Consider the following 23,234-nt stretch of genomic DNA (forward strand, 5'->3'; position numbering starts at 1 on the left):
CCGTAGGAACTACGGAAATTAACGCCCACGGAGAGTGTGTAAGACCTTTTGCTAAGGCAGAAGGCTGTTCTCGTAGAAGTGGGAATCTCCCTCCTCAAACGCTAAGCGTTAGGAGGGAGTAGTTCAAATGCTTTTTTAGTCCTCCAAAAGTGCCTTGCCGGTGAACTGGTCGGTAATCAGCACATTGGCATAGCGTCCCTTGAGGGCTGCCCTGATGGCGTTGATTTTGGCCTCGCCGCCTGAAATCATGATGCTGAATTCCTTGTCCCGCAGCTCGCTGAGGGTAATGCCCACGGTGCGGTCATCCAGGTCACGGTTGCAAATGCGCCCCTCCACGTCAAAGAACCTTGAGCAGATATCACCTACGGAGCTTTTCTGGATTTTCTCCTGCTCCTCGATGCCCGTATAGCCCAGGCGGAAGAACAGGGCATTTGGCCTGACCGTCCCTACGCTGAAGATGGCGATATTGGCATGGCGCCCCAGCTCCAGCACCCTCTTGATATAGCGGTCCTTGTCTACCAGCTCCTTGGTTTCCTTGGTATCAAAGATAACCGGCAGCGGCATGTACTGTGCCACCGTATCAAAGTTGGCAGCAAAGCTCTCCAGGATTTCCCGGGCATAGTTGTTCCACTCGGAATGGCTGACGCCGCCCTCCAGCTGGACCACCTGTGAGCCCTTTATCGCCTTTGGCACCAGTGCCTGCGACATGTTGTACAGGGTGGTTCCCCAGCCGACACCGATGATGTCCCCGTCCTTGATGATGGAGTCCAGGTACCGGGCGGCGGTGATGCCAATGTATTTCTTGATTTCTTCCTCGTCATTGATGGTGGAGGACGCGATTTTTACGTCTTTCAGGTGCAGCTTGTCCTTCAGACGCTGCTCCATATGGCTCATATCCTCTACCGGATCCACAATCTGGATATTCACATAGCCCTTGTCCTTGGCATACTGCAAAAGCCTTGAGATGGAAGGCCTGGATACGCCTAGCTCCTGAGCAATTTTCTGCTGGCTATAATCAGAACGGTAATACAGCTTGGCTACGTTGATGGCCAGCTTGTCCTTATCGCGATACATGTCTTTTCCCCCTAGGTGATGGTTTACTATTCCAAATTCCACTAGTTATTATGAACATTATTCGAGCAAAAATCAAGGATTTTGCACAAAAAGTTGATGTTTTTGCGAAAAAATTTTCATTTCGGTGTGATGAATTTGAAAAATCGTCAAAAAATAATGTAAATACATTTTATCATAGTCTTGAATTTGTGTAAATATCGTGTTAAATAAATGTCCAACTCATGCACAATAAATATAAAAAAGAGATGCCGTACCAAACAAGGCACAATGGCATCTCTTTTGGATTTTTGCGTCAGGCTGTCAATGGATGGATTTCTTCTTGAAGCGTCCGCCTACAATGTCATGCACCGGATTGATGGTAACGAAGGCGGTTTCGTCCTTTTCCAGGGCGATATCCTTCAGCTTGCCCACCTCAAGACGGGTAACAACGCAGTAGAGCACCTTTTTGGCATCGCCGGTGTAGGCACCCTGGCCGTGGAGGAAGGTAACGCCGCGCCCCAGCCTGTGCATGAGGGCATCGGCAATCTCCTCGTTTTCATCGGAGACAATCATGACGGCATAGGACTCGTCCAGGCCCTTTATTACGACGTCAATCATCTTGGAGATGACGAAGTATGCTACCAGGGAGTACATGGCCTTGTCCCAGCCGAAGACGAAGCCTGCCGCCCCCAGGATAAAGAGGTTGAAGAACATGACAACCTCGCCGACGGAGAAGGTGGTTTTCTTGTCAATGATGATGGCGACGATTTCCGTGCCGTCCAGGGAACCGCCGTGGCGGATGATCAGCCCCACGCCGGCGCCGGTGATGATGCCGCCGAAGATAGCCGCCAGAAAGTAATCGCCGGTGATGCTGGGGATGGGCTCAAAGTAAACCGAGAGCACGGAGATGGCTACGATAGATACCACGGTAGAAATGGCAAAGGACTTGCCTATCTGCTTGTAGCCCATGTAGAGGAAGGGCAGGTTCAGCAGGATCATGAACACGCCGAAGGGAGCTCCGGTGAGATGGCTTGCCATGATGGAGATACCTACCACGCCGCCATCGATGATGTTGTTGGGCACCAGGAAAATTTCCAGTCCCGTGGTGTAAATCAGGGAGCCCAAAAGGAGCAGAAAGTATTTTTTTATCCAGTCCTTGGCTTTTTTCCGCTTTCTGAGGATGGGCCTGAAGGTTTTTGCTGTTTCCTGTTTAAGATCTGTCATAGAATACCACCTTTGTCGTTTTCTTTCCTATTTATTATATAAGAAATGAGCTTTTTTTGTCCAGCTTATGGGAAAAGTATACAATAACCCTGCATAAATGGTATAATATATATGCAGTTAATATTTTTGCGGGGCAGCTAGGGGAGCCCTGCCGGCAGGCGGCGTATTTTGGAGCGTGCAGCCTGCTGCAGTGTTTTAGAAGGGGGACTTATTATGTCAAAGAAATCCGAGGGCTCAGGGCTTGGCAGCCTCGGCAAGTGGATTATTATCGCCACTGTGCTGGGTGCCGTTGTAGGCCTGGTAATGGGCAAGGAGGCTCATGCGCTGGCACCGATAGGTGACCTGTTCATGACGCTCATCAAGATGGTTGTCGTGCCGATGGTGTTCTTTTCACTGGTGGGGGGCGCGGCTTCCCTGGGCAACTCCAAGAGTGCCGGTAAAATCGGTGCGGTAACGTTTATTTACTACGGTGTGACTACTGCCGTGGCTGTAGGGCTGGGGCTGATTGCCAGCGAGCTGGCAAAGCCTGGCGTGGGCATCAACATGTCGGCTATTTCCGGGGCGGCAATTGATGTGGACATGTCCCAGAGCGGTTCCATCCCTGGCTTCTGGGAGACGGTTATCGGCTTCGTGCCGGTTAATCCTTTTGCGGCACTGGTGGAGGGCAATATTTTGCAGACCATTGTATTTGGCCTGTTTGTGGGTTTTGCCCTGTCCATGCTGGAGGATGAGAAAAAGAATTTTATGATGAAGATTTTCAACTACTTTACGGAAATCTTCATCAAGATTATGACCGGCATCATGTATGTGGCTCCTGTGGGTGTATTTGCCTTGATGGCTGACGCTACAGGTACCTTCGGCTATGATGTGCTGGTAAAAATCATGCAGCTGGTAGGCCTGTATGTGGTGGTGCTTGCCATCGTCACCTATGGCATGATTGGCGGCTCCGTGGCTCTTTTCTCCAAGAAAATCGGCTATGTTCAGTTCTTTAAGAGCATGTGGAAATGCCAGGTGTTTGCTTTCTCAACGGCTTCTTCCATGGCAACCCTGCCACTGAACATGAATACTTGTGAGAAGGAATTCGGGCTGAACAAGGGTACGGTTTCCTTTGCCCTGCCGCTGGGCGCCACCATCAACATGAACGGCAATGCGGCGTATTATGCTATGGCGGCATGCTTTATTGCCCAGATGTATGGCATTGAGCTGAGCTTTGGCCAGTATATTGCCATTATAATTACCTCCACTCTGGGTGCTGTAGGTCAGGCTGGTGTGCCGGGGCCTACCCTGCTGGTAGTTGCCGTGCTGGTATCTGCCGGTATTCCGATTGATGCCTTGCCAATCCTCTTTGGTGTTGACCGTATCTTTGATATGCTGCGTACCGCAGTAAATATCACCGGCGATGCGGCGTGCGCCACCATTGTGGACAGGTTCCGCGAAGAAACCTGAGTGGCACAGGGCGTTGTAAAAAATATCAAACAAGTCGTATAGAGATGCAATCCCCCGGGCGGCAGGCTGAAAGGCTAAATTCCGTCCGGGGGATTTTTTGCTTGCTTTTTCGTATGTATGTTGTATAATGTATAGAAAGGGCGATTGTAGGTTTGTTTTTGTATGCTTTGGCAATGAGAAAGGGGGCTGCCAGGATGGCAAAGCGGCTGGTGATGCATGTGGATATGGATGCCTTTTATGCTTCGGTGGAGCAGCTGGATCACGAGGAATACCGGGGCAAGCCAGTGATTGTGGCAGGGCTGGGCAAGCGCAGCGTGGTGTCCACCTGCTCCTACGAGGCCAGGAAGTTCGGCGTCCGCTCTGCCATGACTACGGCAAGGGCGATGCAGCTCTGTCCCCAGGGGATTTTTGTGGAAGGGAATTTCCGGCGGTACAGCGAGGTGTCCAGGGAGATTTTCAAGATATTTGACAGGTATTCCCCGGTGGTGGAGCCCCTGTCCATCGATGAGGCGTTCCTTGACCTGACCGGCATGGAGCGGCTGATGGAGAGCCCACGCCAGTATGCCATGAAGCTGAAGGAGGAAATCCGGGCAAGGACGGGGATTGTGGCATCTGCCGGTATTGCGCCCAACAAGTTTCTGGCCAAGCTGGCATCGGATTTGGAGAAGCCGGACGGGCTGACGATTATTGAGGAGGACAGGGTGCAGGAGGTGCTTGCTCCCCTGCCGGTCAGCAGAATCTGGGGCGTTGGCAAGAAATCAAATCAGGTGCTGGCGGATATGGGGATTATGCGCATCGGGCAGCTTTTGCAGGCTGATTACAGGCAGCTGGAGAGGCGGCTGGGGCCCAGCATGGCAAAGCATCTCTACGCCTTGTCCCGGGGGCAGGATGACAGGCCGGTGGCTCCCAGAGAGCCTGCCAAGTCCATTGGCAATGAGATTACATTTCCCGAGGATATTCAAGGGCAGGAGGCGGCGGAGCAGGTGCTGCTGGAGCTTTCGGTCAAGGTTGGGTGGCGGCTGAGGCAGGCGGGGGTCCGGGCCAAGACCGTGCATATCAAGGTGCGAAAGCATGACTTTACGACCTTTACCAGGCAGAAGCAGCTGGCGGAGATGTCCGGCTTTGACAATGATATCTATCGGGCGGCACGGGAGCTCTTTCGGGAGCTGGGGATTTTTTATGGCATCCGCCTCATGGGGGTGTCCGCCTCCGGCTTTGATGCCCACGAGGAAATGTCCCTTTTTGCCGCGGACAATGCAAAGCAGGAAAGGCTCTATGATGCCATTGACAGCATCAACAAGCGTTTTGGCAGCCTTGGAATTACAAGAGCAAACTTGCTGAGGTAAATATCATAAAGCTGGAAATATTATTTGAAAAATTGTAATATATATGGAGAAGCGTAGAAGCATACAGGTGTGGTGACAGGGCACTGATTTTGAGGTGAAATGTTGTGCGTGTAGTAATAGTAGGAGCAGGCAAGCTGGGATACAGCATTGCAGAGCTTTTATCCCAGGAAGAATATGATATTGTCGTCATAGACAAGGAGGAGAAGCAGCTTTCAAATATCAAGGAGAACCTTGATGTGCTGACCATAGCTGCCAACGGCTCCAGCCCCATCACTATGGATGACCCTGATGTGCAGGGGGCAGATATGCTGATTGCTGTGACAGGCAGCGACGAGGTGAACATGGTCTGCTGCATACTGGCCAAGAAGCACGGTATCGTCCATACTGTTGCCCGTATCCGGGATATGCAGTTCATGTCCGAGGCGAAGGAATATCTCAAGGCGAACTTTGACATCGACCTGATGCTGAACCCTGAGTACATCACTGCCATGGAGATAAACCGCATCCTCATGGTGCCGGCAGCCCTCAACGTGGAGGATTTTGCCGAGGGCAGGGTGCGCCTTTTTGAGACCAAGGTGCGCCGCAAATCCCCTCTGGCGAATATTCCCCTGAAGGATCTGGACATACCCAAGTCCATCCTGGCTGCCATGATTTTCCGTGATCACCGCATGATTGTGCCTCACGGCGATGACTGCCTGATGGCTCATGACAACGTGTACTTCGTAGGTGAAAAGGGGGCTATAGAGAGCTTCAGCAAGAACCTGGTCCGGAGCGATGCCAGGAAGGTGAGCCGGGCGGTGATTATCGGTGCCGGCCGTGCCGGGCGGTTTACAGCACTGGAGCTGGATAAGCAGGATGTGCAGGTGAAGATTTTTGACACCAATCGTGAGAGATGCCGCCTGATAGCGGCGAAGCTTTCCGGCCACAGCATGGCCATCAATGCTGATGGCACCAACCTGGAGCTGCTGCAGGCCGAGGGGGTGGCGGATGCGGATGTGATGATCTGCCTGACCGGTGATGACAAGCTGAACCTGCTGCTGGCACTTATGGGCAGGCACATGGGGGTGCAGAAGACCATTGTCAAGGTAGACCGCTATGATTATATCGAGCTGATGGAAAAGGTAGGTGTAGATATCGTTCTTTCATCCCGCTTTTTGGCTGCCAGCGAAGTGCTTGCCTTCGTGCGCCGGGGTGGTATAGTGTCCGTCTCCCTGCTGGAGGGTGCCAAGGCGGAGGCTATAGAGGTAGTTGTGCAGGCAGGTGCCAGGGTGGCAGGCAAGAAGCTGATGGATGCGGCACTGCCCCGGGAGTGCCTGGTCTGCGGCTATGTGCGGGGCAGCGAGGCTTTTGTGCCTAATGGCCATACAGTGCTGGAGCCTGGTGACAGGGCGATTATTATCGTAAAGGTCAAGCACTCCAAGAATGTGCTGAAATATTTTCAAAAGGATTGACGGCTGACAATGAATAGATTAGTTCTTTTGCTGATGGGCAGGGTAATCCTCATGTGCAGCGGCTTGCAGCTCATTCCCTTCGGCTACAGCCTCTATCATGGCTATGAGCAGTCGGCAGGCGCCTTTGCCGCCTCGGTGCTGATTGCCCTGCTGGCAGGGATATGGCTCATCGGCATGGCAGAGAGAGGGTACAAGGAAAGCCTCAGCGTGCTGGACGGGGCGGCATTCCTGGCTGTCTGCTGGTGGGTCATGTCCATATTCGGGGGACTGCCCTATTATATTGACGGGGACCTGGGCATTGCCAATGCCTTTTTTGACAGCATTTCCTGCTTTACCACTACAGGCGTCATGGATTTGCCCTACGAGGCGGATGATGCCATTATCCTCTGGCGCAGCCTGTCCCAGTGGCTGGGAGGCTATATGGTGCTTCTGCTTCTCAGTACGGTGCTGCCGGGCACCAGCGGCTGCTTTGGTACGGCGTTTATCCTGTCCGGCAACATGCGCACCGGGGCTATTACCCTGAGGCGTATCAACAGGACGTCTGTCAAGCTGCTGAAAATTTATTCTGCTGTGACTTTGGGGGGCATCCTGCTCTACTGGTTCTGCGGGCTGTCCATGTACGATGCGGTAAATATGTCCCTGGTGACGATTTCTACCGGCGGCTGCTATACCCCGGATGCAAAGATTACGGTCAGCGGCTGGGTAGCGGTTACTGCTATTCTCGGTGTCATAGCGGCAGGCTGCAATATCCTGCTCTATTGGCAGGCGGTGGATCACAAGGAAATCCGCGCCTTTCATCAGACCTGGAAAAACAGCGAGACCAGGATTTTTGCCGGGCTGGTGCTGTGCTTTACGGCGATTATTGCCACGCATCTCTACCTGAAGGGGTATTATGATGCGGGGGATGCCATCAGCAACGCCCTGTTTCATGTGGTGTCTTTCGGCTGTACCAACGGCATCATGGCAGAGGGCATGTATCACTGGGATGATGTGGACAAGTTCTTCCTTATGTGCATGGCGCTGATTGGCGGCTGCATTGGTTCCATTTCCGGCGGCTTCAAGATTTTCCGCTTGCAGGTGCTTTTGAAAAGCTCCCTGGCGGAGCTGAAAAGAACCCTGCACCCTCACATGGTGGTGCATATCCAGGTGGACGGCAAGGCAGTGCCTCAGAAGATTATTGAGCGCATACTGGGCTATTTCTTCATGTTCTTCGTCACCATCCTGGTGTCCCTGCTGGTGATTTCCCTGTCAGGGCTGAATATGCAGCAGACCATGGATGTGGCTATTGCCTGCATTACCAGCTCCGGTCCCATGATGATGTTCCATCTGGATGCCGGTGAGGTCAGGAACCTGCCTGACTGGGTGAAGCTGTATTGCAGTATGTTGATGGTCATAGGCAAGGTAAACGTGTTTACCTTCCTGCTGATTGTGCATGGAGCCTGGAACGGGCTTCAGGAAAGGCAGTGGTAGGTGAAATGCGATGAATTTGAAGGTTATTGCGTATGTACTGAGCCGCCTGCAGTTCTTTGTTACCTTTTCCATGGGGGTTCCCTTCGTGATGGCGCTTTTATGGGGTGAGGACTGCGCTATGGACTTTGCCGGGACAATTTTGGTGAGTCTTGGTGTGAGTGTTTATTTTTACAACAATGGCAGGCTGGAGCATGAAAATCTTACCCTGCGGGAGGGAATTGCCATTACCGGCATCGCCTGGTTTTTGATACCAGTGGTGTCGGCATTGCCTTTTCTGGCATCTCATCAGCTCAATCTGGTGGACAGCCTATTTGAGAGCTTTTCGGGGCTGACCTGTACCGGTGGTTCCGTGATAAGTGACCTGGATGTGGTGCCCAGGAGCCTTATTCTGTGGCGGGGAGTGACCCACTGGGTTGGGGGCTTGGGCATTGTGGTGCTTTTTATTGCATTGTTTCCCCAGCCGGGCAGCGGTGCGGCGCGGATGTTCAACGCGGAGGGAGCAGGTCCCTCTGAGAGCCGGGTGGTGCCCCGGATAAAGGAAACTGCCAACGCCCTGCTCATTATGTATGTGGCGTTTTCATTGGTGCTGCTGACCTTGCTGCTGCTGTGCGGCCTGAGCCTCTTTGATGCGGTAAATCTTGCCATGTCTGCTGTGGCTACAGGTGGTTTTGCTACCACCAACGGCAGTGCCGGGGACTTCAACAGCCTGCCGGTGGAAATTGTGCTGATTATTTTTATGCTGATTGGCGGTGGCAATTTCGGGCTGTATTTTATGGGCTGGAAAAAGGGTTACCGCCACATCCTGAAGGACACGGAGTTCCGTGTATATATCTTGATGTTCCTGATTGTTACCCCTTTGGTGATGCTTAACCTGACCAATATCATGGGGCTGGATGGTGGTACAGCCCTGCGCCATGCGGCTTTTCAGATGGCGTCTATCATGACCTCTACGGGGCTGGCAACCTGCAACTTTGACCAGTGGCCGGCATTTTCCCAGTTCTGCATCATCATCGCCATGCTGACAGGAGGCTGTGCAGGCTCCACGGCAGGGGGCATGAAGCTGTCCCGGGTGATTATCCTCTGGAAGATGGTGGGGACGATTATCCAGGAAAAGCTGCACCCCAACAGCATTGCCAGGGTGCGGCTGGAGGACCAGAGCCAGTCCTCTACGGTGGTGTTCCGGGTGGCACGGTTTTTCTTTCTGTATGTGATGATTGCCTTGATTGCGGCATGCTTTTTCAACTTTGACGGGCTGCCGGTGGTGGACTCCGTCATGCTGGGGCTGTCCTGCATGGGCAACATGGGGGTAGCCTTTGGCGCGGCTTATACCTTTTATGATCTGCCGGATATGACAAAGGTTGTCTGCTGCCTGTGCATGGTCATCGGCAGGCTGGAGATTTTTACTTTCCTTGCCATGCTGCAGCCAGGGTTCTGGAAGCGTGACAGCAACTGGTAAATAACTGGCACAATCGTCAGCAAAAGAGCAGGAAATATCAACAAAAGCATCAAAAAACTCCCTTGCAGGTGGCTAGTCTGCAAGGGAGTTTTTCGATGCTTTTGTTTTATTTCTCAAAAAATTCGTTTTCCACCGCGATGCACAGCAGGTGGTAGATTGGCAGGTGGTATTCCTGAATCTTGTAGGTTTCCAGCTCAGGGGCGGCAATCACGATATCGCAGAGGTTCTGCATGCGGCACTGGCGGTTGCCAATAAGACCGATGGTTTTGATGCCCAGGGTTTTTGCCAGCTGCACGGCATAAATGACGTTGGCGGAGTTGCCGGAGGTGCTGATGCCGATGAGGATATCCTCCGGGCGGCCAAGGCCCAGTACCTGCTGCGCCATAGCCAGGTCAGGCGCCTGGTCGTTGGCAAAGGCGCTGTTCAATGCCACGGCATTCATCAGGGAGATGGCCGGCAGGGCTTCCTGCAGGTTGTCACGCAGGTAGTCAGCCTCGTTGGGGCAGACTGCCTTCATCTTCTCATAGAGCTCATCTGTTATAGGGCGCTTCTTGACAAAGCCCTTCATCAGCTCCCCTACGATATGCTCGGAGTCGGAGGCACTGCCGCCATTGCCGCAGACAATGACCTTGCCGCCGTTTTTGTAGGTGGTGCAGAGAGCCTCCACGGCTTCGGTAATAGACTGGCGGCACACGCTTAGGGCAGGGTAACGCTCAATCAGGTTATCAATTTTTGCAAGGGTGGTGTCCTTCATATATCATCAGTCCTTTCTATTGTCAACGCTAACAATAGTATAATAATGCAAAACGAGAAAAATTGCAATTTATATATGTCTATGATATAATTAAAAAGTCAAAAAGTTAAAGTTTGTAAAAACCAGACTTTGCGAATGTTCAATTTGAGTGGAAATGAGGTTGAGAATATGTCACAGAGAATGACTCTGAATGAGGTAATCAGGGAGTATGGCGTGCCGCAGATAAAGCTGGACATCCATGCCAAAGCAAGCGAGTGCCAGAAGCTGCGTGAGAAGCTGATGGATATTGTGAAGCTCAGCGGAGCCAATGAGCAGGGGTATCTGGATATTGACTGCAAGCTGTACATTGATGTGGATGATATTGACCGCTACCTGTCAGGGGAGCTGGACACCCTGGGTGAGCTGTATGCTTTCCCGGAGGATATCAAGTCTTACAAGGAGGACTAAGAGATTATGAGGATGAAAAAGATAGGTGCTGTGCTGGCAGTGGCAGCCTTCCTGTTTTCGGCGTCTGCCGGTGTGGCTGATGCGGCAAAGGGCGGTGCCAGGATTTCTGCACCGAAGGTTTCCGCGCCAAAGGCGGCTGCCCCGAAGGCTTCCGCGCCTGCCACCAAGAAGGCTGACAAGCCAAATCAGGAATATGCGCCTTCCAAGAAGGCAAGCGATTTGAAGGACAAGGCTCCTGCCGCCAAGGCAAATAACAACGCTGCGGCCAACGCCAATGCAGCTGCTGCCAACACCGGCACCAAATGGGGCAATGCCCTGCGCACTATGGGCCTGCTGGCTGGCGGCATGATGCTGGGCAGCATGCTGGGGCATCTCTTTGGCTTTGGCGGCGGCTTTTTGGCAGATGCCATGGGGCTGTTGTTTAATATTATTTTTGCCGTTATTGCCTTTAAGCTGATTATGATGCTGGTGCGCCGTTTTATGGGAAAAAAGAACGAAACTGCCGGCAATGGCGGCTATGAGCGCTACAACGAGCCTCAGGGCAATCAGTACAATCAGTATGGTGCTATGAACGATGCACCGGTTGTGACTGATATCCGCCGTGATGGTGACGGTCTGGTGAATGTGTCTCCGGTTGGCAGCAGCATGGGGACTGACTATGACCCGAAGGCTACGGCAGACAAGTACCGCCGTATGTGATTTGTCAGGTAGGCAGGGCGTGGTTTTGCTGTGCCTGTCACAGCTGGTGATATTTTAGCGGGTTATTTGCTGGCTGCGGTGATGATTTTTTGCAGCTCCCGCACCTGGTTCAGGTGGGTTTCGTAGTCCAGGTCATTGGCATCGTACTGCATGCGCTTTTTCAGCTCATCAATCCGTGCCTGCAGCCTGCTGCGTACTTCCGGGCTTAGTGCCATGTTTTATCGTCTCCTTTTCAGAAAAATATTTTTCATTGTATAACAAACGCCCCTTGTTTTCAAGGGGCATTTTATCTGCCTTCACTTTTGAAAAATTTTTGTAAACGAATTTCGTCCGTGCAGTATTGAGGCAAGGAGATAATGCTAGCTTGCAAATTTGTGCTGGTAGTGCTGTTGACGATATGAAGGTTTTGTCTCATAATATTTATCATGGAGTAGTATTGTAAGTGACAGGGCTGATATGAAGGATTGCTGGATGTGATGGATGCAGATAAGGTACTGAGAGAGGCGGTGGCACTGTGCCGGGAGCATGGTGCAGGGCGCGTGGTTTTGTTTGGTTCAAGGGCGAAGGGTATGGCACTGCCGGAGAGCGATATAGATATCGCAGTCAGCGGGGTGCAGGATGTAGAGGCACTCCGGGAGGCACTGGAGAAATTGCCTACGCTGTACAAGATTGATTTGGTTTCGCTGGATGATTGTGCCAATGAGCTTTTGCTGGAGGATATTGCAAAATATGGACGAGAAATGCAGGAAAAGATTTGATTCATACAAAAAATCCCTTGCCAGCCTGGCGGAAGCAAGGGCAAGGGATATGAGTGATTCCTTTGTGCTTAGTGGCACTGGTGCCAAGTTTTCTATTACCTTTGATTTGGCTTGGAAGGTCATGAAGGATATTCTGGTGCAGCATTATGCCATCATTGATTTTGTGGCAGGTTCTCCCAGGGATGTTTTGCGTGCTGCTTTCCGGGCGAAGCTGATAGATGACGAGATATGGATGGAGATGCTCAAGGTGTGCAATCAGCTGGCTCATGACTATGACGGGCAGATAGTTGAGAAATACTGTGAGGATATTGTGAAGGTGTATATAGGCAGGCTGGAGGACTTCAGGGATGTGGCGGAAGCCGTACTGGCAGATGCTGCTCAGGATGATTTTTAGGGAGGTGAGGCTATGGTAGTACATGGTGCGGTGATTATTGAGCAGGGGGTGACTTTTGCCATTGTGGTGGTCAAGCAGACAGTTACCCAGTATACGGTGCGGGCAATCAGGTTCCGGCAGTCCATTGCGCCGTTTTTTCCCAATATGCCCATTATTCTCATGTCCCAGGACAGGGAGGGCAATCCCCATTACTATGGCAGGAAAGATATTGTGGATTTTTTGAAGACTGTGCCGCTGGATAAAATTCCCTGGAAGACATACCATATATACTGAATGAGAGGAAATCATGTAAAAAAGACTCCCCGTTATCGAGGGAGTCTTTTAGCGTTAAATAAGCAGGGGATTAGCTATTGCTTCATGGGCGGGAAAAGGGCGGTGACTGATGCAAGGCTGGCAGAACGTTTTTTGTCATGGCTTCAGGGAGGTTACAGGTACTACATAAACATTATCCTCTCGCTGTTTGAATAGTTTTGTTATTTGCTGACAGCTGTATTATAATATTGGTACAGCAGTCCTTTTGTAGTTATGGAAATTATCAGAAAAATATCTTGAAAATCATTCTCAATTGTGTTATATTAATCATGTAAATGATAATTATACTCAATTGAGAGGTGATAAGATGGACAGGAAACAGTTTGACCAGCTACTGGCATTGCACTGTGCGCCCACGTTGGCGGGGCTGAAGGCTGCCAGCATGGTGGCGCTGCCGGGGAGGAGCCTGGCGGAGCTGCAGGGATTTTTTGACCTGTATGAAAAATGCTTTGAGTGCAAGGGGCTGAAGGTGCTGGAGCTTCGCCGCCAGAGGGCTCATGTGCTGCTTTTGATATACCGGCCTGTGGTGCTGCAGCGTCTTCTGAGGCGCAGCAAGGCTCAGGTGTTACTGGCAGAGTGCGGCTATCCTTCCGGGGGCTCTTTGGATGAGCTGCTGCAGCACCTGAAAGAGAGGATGCAGACGTCAGGGGCTGGCGGCAGGTGTACCATAACAGAGGATTGTGCAGGTGCAGATGCTGGTTCTGGCGGCAGGGGCACAGGTGCAGGGGAGCGCTTTCCCCATGAGATAGGGCTGTTCCTTGGCTATCCCCCTCATGATGTGGAAGGGTTTATCCGGTATGGAGGACAGAATTTCCGCCAGTGCGGCTTTTGGAAGGTTTATGATAATGAAAAGGCGGTTATGCACTTGTTTCACTGCTATGCGGCATGTATCAGAAAGATATATGACAGCTTGCAGGAAGGCGCGAGCCTGCAATCCATGATTTGCAGTGCGGCATGACAGAGAGCTTTTGTGATGCTGCGGCATGACAGGCAGATTCTTGTGCTGTAGAGGTATTATAAGCAGATTTTTGTGATTTTATGAGAAGGAGTGGATTTTTTGTGAAGTTGGCAGTTGTATATTGGAGCGGTACCGGCAATACGGAGCTGATGGCGAAGGCCATGGCTGAGGGGGCGAAGGCTGCCGGTGCGGAGGTGGAGCTCCTGACGCCGGATTTTTTCCCTGCCTCAAAGCTGGCGGATTTTGACAGCCTGCTGCTGGGCTGTCCTGCCATGGGCAACGAGGTGCTGGAGGAAGCGGAGTTTGAGCCTATGTTCACTGCATTGGAGAAGAATCTGGCAGGTGTGCCTGTGGGGCTGTTCGGCTCCTATGGCTGGGGCAGCGGCGAATGGATGGAGGACTGGCAGAACAGGTGCAAGGAGCACGGTGCCAAGGTCTTCGGGGACGGGGTAATCGTCAACAATACCCCGGATGATGAGGCACTGGCAGGGTGCAGGAGCTTTGCAGAGGATTTTGTCAGGGCAAATAGCTAGGAGAAGCCTGCCAGGGCAAAAGAGCTAAGAGATGAAACTACCTGACGGATAATATAAAAAAGCAGATATTATTTTCTATCGTTAAGAGGATTTTTCAACCCCTGTGTCGAATATCACAGTATGTGGTGCAAGTATTTTTGGTACTTTGCCATGTGCTGTGATATTTTTTTGAGAAATATTTTTCGGGATACTTTGCGAGATGCTTTGGAAATAAAAACCATAGAAGTTATAGAAGGCGATGAGCGGCTATGAAGAAGAAATGCCGGTGGACATGGGCTGGCAGGCTGGGGTGGATTTTTGGTTTCTGCGGGGCAATCTGGCTGTGGGCGGCGTGGCTGCTGCCCACGGCTGTTTCGCCTGCAACGGTGGCTGTTAGTGGCAGCAGGGTGACAGAGGGCAATTATCAGCAGAAGATCGTCCGGGTGGCGTATTATCAGGAGCCTGACTGGCAGGAGGGGGCCGGCGAGGGGAATGTGAAGCGGGGCTACTGCTATGAGTATTATCAGCGGCTGGCTCCTTATGCCAATTGGCGATATGAGTATGTGTACGGCTCCTTCCCGGAGCTGTATAAGATGTTCCTGCAGGGGGAGATTGATGTTTTTGCAGGGCTGTCCTGGACGGAGGAGCGTACCGGGCAGTTTCTGTATCCGGAGCTGCCCATGGGACAGGCACAGTACATCTTCCTGAAGCGCAGCGGGGACAGCTCCATAACGGAAGATCCTGCGTCCTTTAACGGCAAGCGGCTGGGCACGGTGGCAGGCATCGTGGAGAGCAGCCTGAGGGAGTTTGTGAAGCAGCAGCACCTTCGGACGGAGGTGCTGGCCTATGGCAATACGGGGGCCGCCATTGCCGCCCTGCAGGAGGGGACGGTGGATGCGGTGCTGGGAGAGCCCAGCATCGGGGTTATTGCCAATACCGGCCTGGAGTCCTTTGTCAGTGTCGGCACCAAGGATTTTTATCTCTGCGTGACAGCCGGCAGGGAGGATTTGCTGCAGGACCTGAATTATGCCCAGGAAAGCCTGCATCAGGTAATGCCTGCGCTGACCAAGCAGCTGGGGGACAAGTATTTTCGCCGCTCCAATGTTTCAGCAACCCTGACGGCAGGAGAAAAGAAGTGGGTGGCGGAGCACGATATGCTGCGGGTGGGCATACTGAGCAATTATATGCCTTTTTCCGGCACGGATGAGCACGGCATGGCAACGGGCATCGTCAAGGAAATCCTGCCGGAAATGATGAAGCTGCTGGGGCTGGGGGAGAAAATCCAGGTTACCTACAGGAGCTATAGCAGCATTTCCAACATGGCGGAGGACTTGCATAAAGGGGAGCTGGATGTGATTTTCCCGGTGTTCAGCGACATGTGGGTGGCAGAGCAGTACGGCCTGGCAGGTACGGCGGATGTGGTCAGCATGGGCTCTGATTTTGTCTACGCCGGTGAGTACGCCAAGGCGAAGGAACGGAAAATCGCCGTGGTGCGGGGCAACTACATGCAGCTGGCAGCCAGCCGCTCCATCTATCCCGAGGCGGAGATTTTGTTCTACGATACGATAGAGGGCTGCCTGGATGCGGTGAAATACGGCGGTGCAGGCGGCACGCTGCTGAACGGCATGCGTACCTATCCCCTGCTGCGGCAGGGCAGGTACAAGATGCTGAATGTGTCCCCTACTTCGGAAATAGCTATGCTGGGCTTTGGCGTGGCAGGGGGCTCGGCGGAGCTCCTGAACCTTTTGAACCGGGGCGTGAGCCTGCTGCCGGATGATTATGTCATGGTGAATATCAGGACATATGAGCAGGATATGTATGAGTACACCCTGGCGGATTTCTTTGCGGAGTATCAGTTTCTGGTGATTTTTATCCTGAGCCTGATTGCGGTGCTGGCTGTAGCAGTAGCGGTCATGTATGTCCGGGCAGCCAGGACGGAGAAGAAGACCCACTATGTGCTGCAGAGGGCGCTGGAGCAGGCCGAGGAAGGCAGCCGTGCCAAGACAAATTTCCTCTTTAATATGTCCCATGATATCAGGACGCCTATGAATGCCATCCTGGGCTTTACGGAGCTTTTGAAGAAGAACAAGGACAAGCCGGAGCTGGTTAATGACTATGTGGCGAAAATTCAGTCCTCGGGGGATTTTCTGCTGAGCCTCATCAATAACGTGCTGGAGATGGCTCGGATTGAGAGCGGCCAGGAAACCCTGTCCGAGGAAGTCATCAACGTGCATGAGCTGGTGAAGAATGTCCGGGCGGTCTTTGAGGCAAGCCTCAGGGCAAAGAACCTGATTTTGCAGACTAAAGTGCTGGTGGAGCATCCCGATGCCTATGTTGATACCACCAAGGTACGGCAGATTTTCCTGAACCTTCTCAGCAATGCGGTGAAGTATACGCCGTCCGGGGGCAAGATATGGCTGGAAATCAGGGAGCAGCACTCGGATTGGCAGGGCTACGGCAGGTTCCAGATTGAGGTCAGGGACACGGGCATCGGCATGTCGGAGGAATTTCTGCCCCATATCTTTGACGAGTTTTCCCGTGCCAGGAATACTACGGAGTCCAAGATTATCGGCACCGGCCTGGGCATGCCTATCGTCAAGAAGCTGGTGGACCTGATGGGCGGCTCCATTCAGGTGGAAAGCCAGGCGGGCAGGGGCACGACCTTTAGAATAGTTGTGTATTTCCGGCTGGCAGAGCAGCAGAATAGCGAGCAGGAGGAAAATGCGGCCGGGCAGCTGGCTGACCTTCGGGACAGGCACATCCTGCTGGCGGAGGACAACGACCTGAATGCGGAGATTGCCATAGCCATCCTGACGGAGATGGGCTGCCAGGTGGACAGGGCATGTGACGGGCTGGAGTGCGTGGACATGCTGGCGAAGGCGGCATCGGATTATTATGACCTGGTGCTCATGGATGTGCAGATGCCTAACATGAACGGCTTGCAGGCAACAGGTGCCATACGCAGCATGACTGATGAGGCCAAGGCAAAGATACCGATTGTTGCCATGACTGCCAACGCTTTTGAGGAAGACAGGAAAAAGTGCCTGGAGGCAGGTATGAACGACCATCTGGGCAAGCCCATTGATGTGGCGATTATGCTGCAGGTGATTGCCAGATATGTAAAATAAGCTGCAAATAAAATAAGCTTCATAGGTTTCATAAGCTTTACAAGGACGGCTATTGTTCTTGTGGCGGATTATCCCCTTTGTCAGACAGAAGGCGGCAGAGGGGATTTTTTATTGGGGAGAATGGGTGAGAGGATTTTATTGAGAGAGGCATCAGAGGGGGCTTTAGGTCGGCAACGGGAATAATTCCGATAAATTTCCTCGGGATTATTGACAAGGGTTATTCATACTCTTATAATAGGTAATAGTAATTCTGAGTAATTTAGTAAGAAATAACATTGCGTGATTTATCTTTATTTTTTGTCGTTGGTATTGTGTATTGACTATTGTTAGTTTTGTGTATTAGGAGAGTTTGTTATGAGCAAGAAGTTATTGGAAATCAGGGATTTGCGTGCAGGGGTGGCTGACAGGCAGGACAAGGGTGAAATCCTGCAGGGGTTAGACCTGGAGATTAATGCAGGCGAAATCCATGTTATTCTGGGGCCTAACGGCTCCGGCAAGTCAACGCTGATGAACGTGATTATGGGGCACCCGAAGTATGAGGTGACCGGCGGCAGTATCGGCTTCGAGGGGGAGGATTTGCAGGTGCTGAAGACTTTTGAGCGTGCCCGCAGGGGGATTTTCCTGTCCTTCCAGAACCCGGAGGAAATCCCGGGCATCACGGTGGAGAACATGCTCCGCGCCTCCCGGCAGGCCGTTACCGGCAAGCCGGTGAAAATCATGAAGTTCCGCAAGGAGCTGAAGGCTGCCATGGAGGAGTTGCAGATTGAGCCGGAGTACGCCGGGCGGTATATGAACGTGGGCTTTTCCGGCGGCGAGAAGAAGCGCAACGAGATTTTGCAGCTGCTGCTTCTGAATCCGAAGCTGGCGCTTTTGGATGAAACTGATTCAGGGCTGGACGTGGATGCGGTGCAGATTGTGTCCAGCGGCGTCAGGAAGTTCCACAATGAGGAGAATGCCTGCCTGATTATCACCCACAACACCCGTATTCTGGAACAGCTTTCCGTGGACAGGGTGCATGTGCTTTTGAACGGACGGATTGTGGAGGAAGGCGGTTCTGAGCTGATTGAGAAGATTGACAGGGAAGGCTTCGGCTTTTTGAAGCAGGATTGAGAGGCAGGACTATGGAAAACAGGAAAAAGACCTTTGTGGAGGATATTGAGCGTACCCTCTACGATATCAGGAATGAGGACCGTTCTGCCTACAAGTCCCAGGCAGGGCTGACGGAGGCGGTAGTGCGGGATATTTCCGCCAGGAAGCATGACCCGGAGTGGATGCTGGAACGCCGTTTGGAATCACTGAAGGTGTACAACAGCCTGAGGCTTCCTACCTGGGGGCCGGATTTGTCTGAGCTGAATATTGAGGAGATTGTGACCTATGTGCAGCCGGATGCTAAAATGGCTGGTAGATGGGAGGATGTGCCGGAGGATATCAAGTCCACCTTTGATCGGCTGGGCATTCCAGAGGCGGAGAAGGTGTCCCTGGCAGGCGTAGGTGCCCAGTATGACTCCGAGGTGGTGTATCACAGCATTCAGGACAGCCTTATCCAGCAGGGTGTGGTATATACTGACATGGAAACGGCATTACGGGAGTACGAGCCCATTGTCAAGGAGCATTTTATGCGGCTGGTGCCGCCCAAGGACCACAAGTTTGCGGCGCTCCATGGGGCGGTGTGGTCAGGTGGCTCCTTTGTCTATGTGCCGGAAGGGGTGCATGTGGATATTCCTTTGCAGTCCTATTTCCGCCTGAATGCGGCAGGGGCAGGGCAGTTCGAGCATACGCTGATTATTTTGGAAAAAAATTCCAGCCTGCACTTTATTGAGGGGTGCAGTGCGCCAAAATACAACGTGACCAACCTCCATGCAGGCTGCGTGGAGCTGTTTGTGGGGGAGGGGGCAAGGCTCCGCTACTCCACCATCGAGAACTGGTCCCGGAATATGATGAATTTGAATACCAAGAGGGCCCTGGTGGAGAAGGACGGTATTATTGAGTGGGTGTCCGGTTCCTTTGGCTCCCATGTGTCCATGCTGTATCCATGCAGCATTCTCCACGGGGAGCATGCCCGTTGCGAGTTTACCGGCGTGACCTTTGCTTCCAAGGGGCAGAACCTGGATACCGGTGCCAGCGTGATTCATGCGGCACCGTACACTTCGGCCAATATCAGCACCAGGACCATCTCCAAGGCAGGGGGCAAGGCAACCTACAGAAGTGCTGTGAAGGTGACGCCAAATGCCCACCATGCCAAGTGCTCCGTCAACTGCGAGTCACTGATGCTGGATGATATTTCCCGCTCCGATACCCTGCCGGTAATGGATATTCAGGGGGACGAGGCGGATATCGGCCATGAGGCCACCATCGGCCGCATCAGCGAGGAGGCGGTGTTCTACCTTATGAGCCGCGGCATCAGTGAGGAGGAGGCGCGGGCCATGATTGTCCGGGGCTTTGTGGAGCCTATTGCCAAGGAGCTGCCCCTGGAGTATGCGGTGGAGATGAACAACCTGATTAATATTGAGCTGGAAGGCACAATGGGCTGAGAAAGGCGTGAGGTATGAAGATGGCAGAAAAGATTTATAGTGAAATCCCGATGCGTACCTGGCGCTGGCTGGGTGTCAATGAGGCGAGGGTGGCAGATGCTGTTCTTGCCCAGGATATAGATGATGTGCAGTCCCTGTCCGTGGCTGCTGGTGAGAGCCGGGAGCTGACGGTGGTGTACCGTCAGGAGGGACAGGGCAGGATAGATGTCAAGGTGGCAGAAGGTGGCTCTTTGAAGCTGACAGTGGTGCAGCTGCTGCCTACGGACAAGCGGCATGCGAGCCAGGTGGCGGTGGAGCTGGCCAGGGGTGCCCGGCTGGAAGCTGTGGCGGTGGAAGTCGGGGCAGCCAGGTCTGTCAGCAAGATGGAGGTATTGTTGCAGGGGGATGAGTCCCGTGCCGATGTGCATGTGCTTTACTTTGGTAACGAGGCAAGGCAGCTGGACATGAACTATGTGCTGGTGCAGGAGGGCAGGCAGACGGAGGCTAACCTCAATGTCTACGGTGCCCTTCTTGGGCAGGCGGACAAGATTTTCCGTGGGACTTTGGACTTCCGGCATGGCTCCAAGGGCTCCAAGGGCTACGAGAAGGAGCAGGTGATGGTTCTGTCCGGCAAGGTGCGGAACCGCAGCGTGCCCTTGATGCTGTCCGGCGAGGATGCGGTAGAGGGGCATCATGCTGTTTCCATCGGCAAGATGGATGAGAACAAGCTGTTTTACCTCATGAGCCGGGGGCTGGATATGGCAGAGGCCAGGCGGCTGGTGGTTGAGGCGGCATTTAACCCGGTGCTGGACAGGATTGGTGACGAGGAGCTTTATGGTGAGCTTGATGATTATATAAAGGAGCGGCTGGCTGATGAGTGAGATTAGTGCAGATAATGCAATTAAGAATTATAAAAAGGACTTTCCCCTGCTGCAGCAGAAGATGCATGACAGGCAGATTGTCTACCTGGATAATGGTGCCACCACTCAGAAGCCTGAGTCGGTCATCCATGCCATGTGCAGCTATTATGGCGGCTGCAATGCCAATCCCCACCGGGGAGCTTATGAACTGAGCGTTCGGGCCACGGATATTTATGAGAATGCCAGGGAGCGGGTAAAGAAGTTTATCAATGCAAGGCACAGCCATGAGATTATCTTTACCAAGAATGCTACGGAGTCATTGAACCTGATTGCCTACAGCTACGGCATGAGCAATATCGGTGCCGGTGACGAGGTGGTGATTGCCATTTCCGAGCATCATAGCAACCTGGTGCCCTGGCAGCAGATTTGCCGCCAGAAGGGTGCTGTGCTGAAGTATATCTACCTGGAGGAGGATGGCAATCTTTCCCGGGGGGATATTGAGACGAAAATTACGGACAGGACGAAGCTGGTGGCTGTGGCGCAGGTTTCCAACGTGCTGGGACTGGTGAATCCCGTGAAGGAGATTGCTGCCAGGGCCCATAGTGTTGGCGCGGTGATGGTGGTGGACGGCTCCCAGTCCGTGCCGCACATCAAGGTGGATGTGCAGGATATGGATGCGGATTTCTTCGTCTTTTCCGGTCACAAGATGTTGTCACCGATGGGAATCGGTGTCCTCTACGGCAAGGAAGCTCTTTTGGATGCAATGCCGCCGTTTTTGATGGGTGGTGACATGATTGACTACGTGGAGGAGCAGGAGACGGAGTTTGCGCCGCTGCCGGCCAAGTTTGAGGCAGGAACCCAGAATGTGGGCGGTGCGGCAGGGCTGACTGCGGCCATTGATTATCTGGAAAAGGTGGGCTTTGAGTACGTGGAGTCGGTGGAGCGGGAGCTTATTGACTACGCCCTGCCGAAGCTGAAGGCCATGCCTTATATTGAGCTGTACGGCTGTGATTCCCGGCAGGATAACAAGACCGGCATCATCACTTTCAACGTGAAGGATGTGCATCCTCATGATGTGGCTACTATACTGGATGCCCAGGGAGTGGCAATCAGGGCGGGGCATCACTGCGCCCAGCCTCTGATGAAGTATCTGGGGCAGAATGCCACCTGCCGCGCCAGCTTTTATTTTTACAATACCAAGGAAGATGTGGACCGCTGGCTGGAAGCACTGTCCACGGTAAGGGGGGTGCTGGGCTATGCTGAGTAATAACCATGCGGACAATCACGCAGGGCTGGGTGGCCTGGGCGGTGTCGGAGGTGCTGGCGGCATCGGCGGACTGGACAGCATTTACACGGAGCTGATTGCGGAGCATAGCCGCTCTGTGGAGAACAGGCACAGGCTGCAATTTGCTACTGTTTCCCAGAAGGGCAGGAATCCAAGCTGCGGTGATGAGATCACCCTGGAGCTGCAGGTGGAGGATGGCGTTATCAAGGATGCTGCCTTTACCGGCATCGGCTGTGCCATTTCCCAGGCATCTACCTCTATCATGATTGACCTTATAAAAGGCGAGCCTGTGGAGCAGGCGCGTCATCTGGCGGATTTGTTCCTGAAGATGATTAAGGGGGAAATTACTGATGATGACGAGCTGGAGGAACTGGATGAGGCATTGGCACTGAAGAATATCTCCCGGATGCCGGCACGGGTGAAGTGTGCCGTGCTGTCATGGCGCACTCTCCAAGAAATGATATAAATTTCAGTTTATCGTCGTGAAGGTACGAGACTTCTAGAACATTAACGGATGAATTTTGTGGGTTTGTGCACTCTGTTCAGATTAAAAATGGGCTGAGCGGGACAGCTACCCATAGAAAACACGCTCGCGCTCCTAGTTGTACCTAGCGGATGCTAAGCTCTTGCTGCGCCTGACGGCTTGCAAGTCGCTAAGCACCGAGGTACAACAAAGGTTTTCTATGGGTACTGTCCTCACTCATCCCTTTCTTTGTCTGAACAGATATAAACAAAATGACAGAACCACATACATTATTTGCTACCATAGTGCCCCATACAGCTTTACGAATAAGCCTGAAATAGGGGGGCTGGGAGCTGACGAGACCTGCTACTGCCAACAACTATGCAAGGCAACCTGCTCTTATAAACAGGCTTGTTTACATGTCACTATATTCTTATGCTAAGGTTAGCAGTTTATCCCATGCAACGTATACTGTTGGGCTGAAGAATTGTTTACTTGCACTATATGTTATGCAACGGTTGGCAATTGCAAGTTTCGTCAGTCTCCCGGCTCCCCTTTTTCAGGCTTGCTCGTAAAGTCAGAATTAGTTGCTACAGTTGCATACTAAATTGAATGCAGTTGGATTATTATGTGCATATCTGTTCAGACACAAAGAGGGACAGGTGCGGCATGTACCCAAAGAAAACCTTGAGTGCAGCCTCGCTTCTT

At 52.6% G+C, this 23,234-nt stretch carries 22 protein-coding genes; 18 read left to right on the plus strand and 4 right to left on the minus strand.

Features of this window, described 5'->3' with window-relative positions; genetic code table 11:
- Positions 1-135: 135 nt before the first annotated feature.
- A complete protein-coding gene (locus FYJ84_RS05535) occupies positions 136-1,074 on the minus strand; it encodes a sugar-binding transcriptional regulator (protein WP_154406604.1) in 939 nt (312 codons plus the stop codon).
- A 300-nt stretch (positions 1,075-1,374) separates the two neighbouring features.
- Positions 1,375-2,277 carry a YitT family protein gene (locus FYJ84_RS05540; RefSeq protein ID WP_154406605.1) on the minus strand — a complete coding sequence of 301 codons (903 nt, stop codon included), beginning with the start codon at positions 2,275-2,277 and terminating at the stop codon, positions 1,375-1,377.
- Between the two features lie 213 nt (positions 2,278-2,490).
- Between FYJ84_RS05540 and FYJ84_RS05545 the strand changes: the two genes are divergently transcribed.
- The 5 genes from FYJ84_RS05545 (at position 2,491) to FYJ84_RS05565 (ending at position 9,446) form a co-directional block, all read left to right on the plus strand.
- Positions 2,491-3,723 carry a dicarboxylate/amino acid:cation symporter gene (locus tag FYJ84_RS05545; protein ID WP_154406606.1) on the plus strand — a complete coding sequence of 411 codons (1,233 nt, stop codon included), beginning with the start codon at positions 2,491-2,493 and terminating at the stop codon, positions 3,721-3,723.
- A 194-nt stretch (positions 3,724-3,917) separates the two neighbouring features.
- Positions 3,918-5,069 (plus strand): DNA polymerase IV, encoded by a 1,152-nt coding sequence (gene dinB, locus FYJ84_RS05550; protein ID WP_154406607.1) that lies wholly within the window; start codon positions 3,918-3,920, stop codon positions 5,067-5,069.
- A 104-nt stretch (positions 5,070-5,173) separates the two neighbouring features.
- A complete protein-coding gene (gene trkA / locus FYJ84_RS05555) occupies positions 5,174-6,520 on the plus strand; it encodes a Trk system potassium transporter TrkA (RefSeq protein ID WP_277009148.1) in 1,347 nt (448 codons plus the stop codon).
- 9 nt (positions 6,521-6,529) lie between these two features.
- The gene (locus tag FYJ84_RS05560) at positions 6,530-7,990 is read left to right on the plus strand and encodes a TrkH family potassium uptake protein (RefSeq protein WP_154406608.1); all 1,461 of its coding nucleotides are present in this window, start codon (positions 6,530-6,532) and stop codon (positions 7,988-7,990) included.
- Between the two features lie 10 nt (positions 7,991-8,000).
- Complete coding sequence (locus FYJ84_RS05565) at positions 8,001-9,446, plus strand: TrkH family potassium uptake protein (protein WP_154406609.1); 1,446 nt, start codon at positions 8,001-8,003, stop codon at positions 9,444-9,446.
- A gap of 106 nt (positions 9,447-9,552) precedes the next feature.
- Here FYJ84_RS05565 and FYJ84_RS05570 read toward each other — a convergent pair whose 3' ends face one another.
- On the minus strand, positions 9,553-10,200 hold the full coding sequence (locus FYJ84_RS05570) for a D-sedoheptulose-7-phosphate isomerase (RefSeq protein WP_154406610.1): 648 nt from the start codon (positions 10,198-10,200) through the stop codon (positions 9,553-9,555).
- Positions 10,201-10,368: 168 nt separating this feature from the next.
- Here FYJ84_RS05570 and FYJ84_RS05575 point away from each other — a divergent pair, with 168 nt between their 5' ends.
- Together FYJ84_RS05575 and FYJ84_RS05580 are read left to right on the plus strand one after the other, a co-directional pair.
- On the plus strand, positions 10,369-10,647 hold the full coding sequence (locus FYJ84_RS05575; protein WP_154406611.1) for a hypothetical protein: 279 nt from the start codon (positions 10,369-10,371) through the stop codon (positions 10,645-10,647).
- A 6-nt stretch (positions 10,648-10,653) separates the two neighbouring features.
- Positions 10,654-11,346 carry a hypothetical protein gene (locus FYJ84_RS05580; protein ID WP_154406612.1) on the plus strand — a complete coding sequence of 231 codons (693 nt, stop codon included), beginning with the start codon at positions 10,654-10,656 and terminating at the stop codon, positions 11,344-11,346.
- A gap of 62 nt (positions 11,347-11,408) precedes the next feature.
- Here the strand turns inward: FYJ84_RS05580 and FYJ84_RS05585 are convergent, their stop codons facing one another.
- On the minus strand, positions 11,409-11,561 hold the full coding sequence (locus FYJ84_RS05585; RefSeq protein ID WP_154406613.1) for an aminoglycoside phosphotransferase: 153 nt from the start codon (positions 11,559-11,561) through the stop codon (positions 11,409-11,411).
- 261 nt (positions 11,562-11,822) lie between these two features.
- On the opposite strand from FYJ84_RS05585, the gene FYJ84_RS05590 reads away from it, so the two are divergent.
- The 11 genes from FYJ84_RS05590 (at position 11,823) to sufU (ending at position 22,529) form a co-directional block, all read left to right on the plus strand.
- Positions 11,823-12,104, plus strand: coding sequence for a nucleotidyltransferase family protein (locus tag FYJ84_RS05590; protein ID WP_154406684.1), 282 nt, complete (start codon positions 11,823-11,825; stop codon positions 12,102-12,104).
- Positions 12,076-12,498, plus strand: coding sequence for an HI0074 family nucleotidyltransferase substrate-binding subunit (locus tag FYJ84_RS05595; protein ID WP_154406614.1), 423 nt, complete (start codon positions 12,076-12,078; stop codon positions 12,496-12,498). Before FYJ84_RS05590 ends, FYJ84_RS05595 begins: the two co-directional genes overlap by 29 nt.
- A gap of 12 nt (positions 12,499-12,510) precedes the next feature.
- Positions 12,511-12,771 carry a hypothetical protein gene (locus FYJ84_RS05600; protein WP_154406615.1) on the plus strand — a complete coding sequence of 87 codons (261 nt, stop codon included), beginning with the start codon at positions 12,511-12,513 and terminating at the stop codon, positions 12,769-12,771.
- Between the two features lie 346 nt (positions 12,772-13,117).
- Positions 13,118-13,768: a DUF3793 family protein gene (locus tag FYJ84_RS05605; protein ID WP_154406616.1), complete on the plus strand. Its 651-nt coding sequence runs from the start codon at positions 13,118-13,120 to the stop codon at positions 13,766-13,768.
- A gap of 80 nt (positions 13,769-13,848) precedes the next feature.
- Positions 13,849-14,301, plus strand: coding sequence for a flavodoxin (locus FYJ84_RS05610; protein WP_154406617.1), 453 nt, complete (start codon positions 13,849-13,851; stop codon positions 14,299-14,301).
- 248 nt (positions 14,302-14,549) lie between these two features.
- The gene (locus FYJ84_RS05615; RefSeq protein ID WP_154406618.1) at positions 14,550-17,408 is read left to right on the plus strand and encodes an ATP-binding protein; all 2,859 of its coding nucleotides are present in this window, start codon (positions 14,550-14,552) and stop codon (positions 17,406-17,408) included.
- Between the two features lie 354 nt (positions 17,409-17,762).
- Positions 17,763-18,518, plus strand: coding sequence for a Fe-S cluster assembly ATPase SufC (gene sufC / locus FYJ84_RS05620; RefSeq protein ID WP_154406619.1), 756 nt, complete (start codon positions 17,763-17,765; stop codon positions 18,516-18,518).
- A gap of 11 nt (positions 18,519-18,529) precedes the next feature.
- A complete protein-coding gene (sufB, locus tag FYJ84_RS05625) occupies positions 18,530-19,939 on the plus strand; it encodes a Fe-S cluster assembly protein SufB (protein ID WP_154406620.1) in 1,410 nt (469 codons plus the stop codon).
- A gap of 20 nt (positions 19,940-19,959) precedes the next feature.
- Positions 19,960-20,799, plus strand: a complete 840-nt coding sequence (locus tag FYJ84_RS05630; protein WP_154406621.1) for a SufB/SufD family protein — start codon at positions 19,960-19,962, stop codon at positions 20,797-20,799.
- Positions 20,792-22,045 carry a cysteine desulfurase gene (locus tag FYJ84_RS05635; protein ID WP_154406622.1) on the plus strand — a complete coding sequence of 418 codons (1,254 nt, stop codon included), beginning with the start codon at positions 20,792-20,794 and terminating at the stop codon, positions 22,043-22,045. Before FYJ84_RS05630 ends, FYJ84_RS05635 begins: the two co-directional genes overlap by 8 nt.
- Positions 22,035-22,529, plus strand: a complete 495-nt coding sequence (sufU, locus tag FYJ84_RS05640; RefSeq protein ID WP_154406623.1) for a Fe-S cluster assembly sulfur transfer protein SufU — start codon at positions 22,035-22,037, stop codon at positions 22,527-22,529. The genes FYJ84_RS05635 and sufU overlap by 11 nt, the downstream gene beginning before the upstream one ends.
- The last annotated feature ends 705 nt before the right edge of the window (positions 22,530-23,234 follow it).

Origin of the sequence: Anaerovibrio slackiae (assembly GCF_009695585.1) — a bacterium.
Lineage (GTDB): Bacteria > Bacillota > Negativicutes > Selenomonadales > Selenomonadaceae > Anaerovibrio > Anaerovibrio slackiae.

What these genes read in the sequence shown, in the direction of transcription:
- FYJ84_RS05585 (WP_154406613.1), bottom strand. Translation starts at nt 11,561, where the DNA reads ATGGCACTAAGCCCGGAAGTACGCAGCAGGCTGCAGGCACGGATTGAT.
- FYJ84_RS05600 (WP_154406615.1), top strand. Translation starts at nt 12,511, where the DNA reads ATGGTAGTACATGGTGCGGTGATTATTGAGCAGGGGGTGACTTTTGCC.
- FYJ84_RS05630 (WP_154406621.1), top strand. Translation starts at nt 19,960, where the DNA reads ATGGCAGAAAAGATTTATAGTGAAATCCCGATGCGTACCTGGCGCTGG.
- FYJ84_RS05605 (WP_154406616.1), top strand. Translation starts at nt 13,118, where the DNA reads ATGGACAGGAAACAGTTTGACCAGCTACTGGCATTGCACTGTGCGCCC.
- FYJ84_RS05570 (WP_154406610.1), bottom strand. Translation starts at nt 10,200, where the DNA reads ATGAAGGACACCACCCTTGCAAAAATTGATAACCTGATTGAGCGTTAC.
- FYJ84_RS05575 (WP_154406611.1), top strand. Translation starts at nt 10,369, where the DNA reads ATGTCACAGAGAATGACTCTGAATGAGGTAATCAGGGAGTATGGCGTG.
- FYJ84_RS05540 (WP_154406605.1), bottom strand. Translation starts at nt 2,277, where the DNA reads ATGACAGATCTTAAACAGGAAACAGCAAAAACCTTCAGGCCCATCCTC.
- FYJ84_RS05545 (WP_154406606.1), top strand. Translation starts at nt 2,491, where the DNA reads ATGTCAAAGAAATCCGAGGGCTCAGGGCTTGGCAGCCTCGGCAAGTGG.
- FYJ84_RS05610 (WP_154406617.1), top strand. Translation starts at nt 13,849, where the DNA reads ATGAGAAGGAGTGGATTTTTTGTGAAGTTGGCAGTTGTATATTGGAGC.
- FYJ84_RS05535 (WP_154406604.1), bottom strand. Translation starts at nt 1,074, where the DNA reads ATGTATCGCGATAAGGACAAGCTGGCCATCAACGTAGCCAAGCTGTAT.
- FYJ84_RS05565 (WP_154406609.1), top strand. Translation starts at nt 8,001, where the DNA reads ATGAATTTGAAGGTTATTGCGTATGTACTGAGCCGCCTGCAGTTCTTT.
- FYJ84_RS05580 (WP_154406612.1), top strand. Translation starts at nt 10,654, where the DNA reads ATGAGGATGAAAAAGATAGGTGCTGTGCTGGCAGTGGCAGCCTTCCTG.
- sufU (WP_154406623.1), top strand. Translation starts at nt 22,035, where the DNA reads ATGCTGAGTAATAACCATGCGGACAATCACGCAGGGCTGGGTGGCCTG.
- dinB (WP_154406607.1), top strand. Translation starts at nt 3,918, where the DNA reads ATGGCAAAGCGGCTGGTGATGCATGTGGATATGGATGCCTTTTATGCT.
- FYJ84_RS05595 (WP_154406614.1), top strand. Translation starts at nt 12,076, where the DNA reads ATGGACGAGAAATGCAGGAAAAGATTTGATTCATACAAAAAATCCCTT.
- sufB (WP_154406620.1), top strand. Translation starts at nt 18,530, where the DNA reads ATGGAAAACAGGAAAAAGACCTTTGTGGAGGATATTGAGCGTACCCTC.
- FYJ84_RS05615 (WP_154406618.1), top strand. Translation starts at nt 14,550, where the DNA reads ATGAAGAAGAAATGCCGGTGGACATGGGCTGGCAGGCTGGGGTGGATT.
- FYJ84_RS05635 (WP_154406622.1), top strand. Translation starts at nt 20,792, where the DNA reads ATGAGTGAGATTAGTGCAGATAATGCAATTAAGAATTATAAAAAGGAC.
- sufC (WP_154406619.1), top strand. Translation starts at nt 17,763, where the DNA reads ATGAGCAAGAAGTTATTGGAAATCAGGGATTTGCGTGCAGGGGTGGCT.
- FYJ84_RS05560 (WP_154406608.1), top strand. Translation starts at nt 6,530, where the DNA reads ATGAATAGATTAGTTCTTTTGCTGATGGGCAGGGTAATCCTCATGTGC.
- FYJ84_RS05590 (WP_154406684.1), top strand. Translation starts at nt 11,823, where the DNA reads ATGGATGCAGATAAGGTACTGAGAGAGGCGGTGGCACTGTGCCGGGAG.